We start from the raw sequence: 3,336 nt of genomic DNA on the forward strand, positions 1-3,336 counted from the left end.
TGATATCATCCAAGTCAAGTACACTAACCAACATGTTCCGGTGTGAACCAGCGCCGGAGCGGGAAATGTTGCTTTTGATCGGAAGAAGAGCTTGTCTTTTTCTGGATCAAATCAAGCGCGATAAGGGCGTTTGGTGGATGCCTTGGCAGCAAGAGGCGATGAAGGACGTGATAACCTGCGATAAGCTTGGGGGAGCCGGTAATAGGCTTTGATCCCAGGATCTCCGAATGGGGCAACCCACCTGACAGTTGATTATAATTGCCTTCGGGCAGCCTATAATCGGCTGAAACAGGTACTTGAGACCTGAATATATAGGGTTTCAAGAGCGAACCCGGGGAACTGAAACATCTAAGTACCCGGAGGAAAGGAAATCAACAGATACTCCCCTAGTAGTGGCGAGCGAACGGGGACCAGCCGAGCCGTGAATGTGACCAGAACAGTCTGGAAAGACTGACCATAGTGGGTGACAGTCCCGTATGGGAAGCATGATCGGACGCATTAAGTAGGGCGGGACACGTGAAATCCTGTCTGAAGATCGGGGGACCACCCTCGAAGGCTAAGTACTCCTTGCTGACCGATAGCGAACCAGTACCGTGAGGGAAAGGTGAAAAGCACCCCGACGAGGGGAGTGAAACAGTACCTGAAACCGAACGCCTACAAGCAGTCGGAGGGACCTCGAGTCCTGACGGCGTACCTTTTGTATAATGGGTCATCGACTTGGTCTCACGTGCAAGCTTAAGCCGATAGGTGTAGGCGCAGCGAAAGCGAGTCTTAAATGGGCGTCGAGTTCGTGGGATCAGACCCGAAACCGAGTGATCTAGGCATGACCAGGATGAAGGTTGGGTAACACCAACTGGAGGTCCGAACCCACACCTGTTGAAAAAGGTCGGGATGAGTTGTGCCTAGGGGTGAAAGGCCAATCAAACTCGGAGATAGCTGGTTCTCCGCGAAAGCTATTTAGGTAGCGCGTCATCCGAATACCCCGGGGGGTAGAGCACTGGATGGGTAATGGGGCCCCACAGGCTTACTGATCCTAACCAAACTCCGAATACCCGGGAGTACTAGATGGCAGACACACGGCGGGTGCTAACGTCCGTCGTGGAGAGGGAAACAACCCTGACCTACAGCTAAGGCCCCCAATTCGTGGCTAAGTGGGAAAGCAGGTGGGACGACCAAAACAACCAGGAGGTTGGCTTAGAAGCAGCCATCCTTTAAAGATAGCGTAACAGCTCACTGGTCTAAATAAGTTGTCCTGCGGCGAAGATGTAACGGGGCTCAAGCCACGAGCCGAAGCTTAGGACTGCATATGCAGTGGTAGCGGAGCGTAGTGTGAAAAAACACCTGTCCTCTTCTATCGCATCGCTGAACGGGCGCCTCCGGCGCCAAGTAGAGACGCGATAGCGCAGGATAAGGTGTTTGCTGTGAAGCCGGGCTGTGAGGCACCGGTGGAGCGATCACTAGCGAGAATGATGACATGAGTAGCGACAAGGAGGGTGAGAGACCCTCCCGCCGAAAGTCCAAGGGTTCCTGCTTAAAGCTAATCTGAGCAGGGTAAGCCGGCCCCTAAGGCGAGGCTGAAAAGCGTAGCCGATGGGAACCACGTTAATATTCGTGGGCCAGGAGGATGTGACGGATCGCAGGTGTAGTGAGGCCTTATCGGATTGGTCTTGCTGCTGAGCGGTTCCTGGAAATAGCCCTCCATCAGACCGTACCCTAAACCGACACAGGTGGACTGGTAGAGCATACCAAGGCGCTTGAGAGAACGATGTTGAAGGAACTCGGCAAAATGCCTCCGTAAGTTCGCGAGAAGGAGGCCCGGTTCGTGGGCAACCATGGGCCGGGGGCACAAACTAGGGGGTGGCGACTGTTTACTAAAAACACAGGGCTCTGCGAAGTCGCAAGACGACGTATAGGGTCTGACGCCTGCCCGGTGCCGGAAGGTTAAAAGGAGGGGTGCAAGCTCCGAATTGAAGCCCCGGTAAACGGCGGCCGTAACTATAACGGTCCTAAGGTAGCGAAATTCCTTGTCGGGTAAGTTCCGACCTGCACGAATGGCGTAACGACTTCCCCGCTGTCTCCAACATCGACTCAGCGAAATTGAATTGCCTGTCAAGATGCAGGCTTCCCGCGGTTAGACGGAAAGACCCCGTGCACCTTCACTACAGCTTCACACTGGCATCAGGCATGCGATGTGCAGGATAGGTGGTAGGCTTTGAAACCAGGACGCCAGTTCTGGCGGAGCCTCCCTTGAGATACCACCCTTCTCCTGCTTGATGTCTAACCGCGGTCCGTTATCCGGATCCGGGACCCTGTGTGGCGGGTAGTTTGACTGGGGCGGTCGCCTCCCAAATAGTAACGGAGGCGCGCGAAGGTTGGCTCAGAGCGGTCGGAAATCGCTCGTTGAGTGCAATGGCAAAAGCCAGCCTGACTGCAAGACTGACAAGTCGAGCAGAGACGAAAGTCGGCCATAGTGATCCGGTGGTCCCGAGTGGAAGGGCCATCGCTCAACGGATAAAAGGTACGCCGGGGATAACAGGCTGATACTGCCCAAGAGTCCATATCGACGGCAGTGTTTGGCACCTCGATGTCGGCTCATCTCATCCTGGGGCTGGAGCAGGTCCCAAGGGTACGGCTGTTCGCCGTTTAAAGAGGTACGTGAGCTGGGTTTAGAACGTCGTGAGACAGTTCGGTCCCTATCTTCCGTGGGTGTAGGATACTTGAGAGGAGTTGCCCCTAGTACGAGAGGACCGGGGTGAACGATCCACTGGTGGACCTGTTGTCGTGCCAACGGCAGTGCAGGGTAGCTATGATCGGACAGGATAACCGCTGAAGGCATCTAAGCGGGAAGCCCCCCTCAAAACAAGGTATCCCTTGAGGACCGTGGTAGACCACCACGTCGATAGGCCGGAGATGTAAGCGCAGCAATGCGTTCAGTTGACCGGTACTAATTGTCCGATAGGCTTGATTTGATCCAGTAATAGCCAAGCTATGCTGGTCATCAGCAACACAACCCAGTGTACGCGACTTGGAAAATGGCTCTTCCTCGGTTTGGTGGTCATAGCACGAGCAAAACACCCGGCTCCATTCCGAACCCGGCCGTTAAGTGCCGTCGCGCCGATGGTACTGCGTCTCAAGACGTGGGAGAGTAGGTCGCCGCCAAACCTAGAAAGAGCCATATAACTCTCTGTTCGATGTTCCGTCCCTATATCAAAAAGACATGGGACGGCCGCGCATGGCACTTGCCAAGCGCATAATTGGCGCGGGGTGGAGCAGCCCGGTAGCTCGTCAGGCTCATAACCTGAAGGTCGTAGGTTCAAATCCTACCCCCGCAACCAT

The 3,336-nt window shown here is 54.9% G+C and carries 1 tRNA gene and 2 rRNA genes; all 3 read left to right on the forward strand.

Annotated features, from left to right (window positions below):
• The first annotated feature begins 109 nt into the window (after window positions 1-109).
• Window positions 110-2,969, forward strand: a 23S ribosomal RNA gene (locus DSD19_RS19430).
• 78 nt (window positions 2,970-3,047) lie between these two features.
• A 5S ribosomal RNA gene (gene rrf / locus DSD19_RS19435) occupies window positions 3,048-3,162 on the forward strand.
• Window positions 3,163-3,258: 96 nt separating this feature from the next.
• Window positions 3,259-3,335: transfer RNA gene (locus DSD19_RS19440), tRNA-Met, on the forward strand.
• Window position 3,336: the final 1 nt, after the last annotated feature.

Source organism: Rhodovulum sp. BSW8, from assembly GCF_003314725.1.
In the GTDB taxonomy this organism is placed as follows: Bacteria; Pseudomonadota; Alphaproteobacteria; order Rhodobacterales; family Rhodobacteraceae; genus Rhodovulum; species Rhodovulum visakhapatnamense.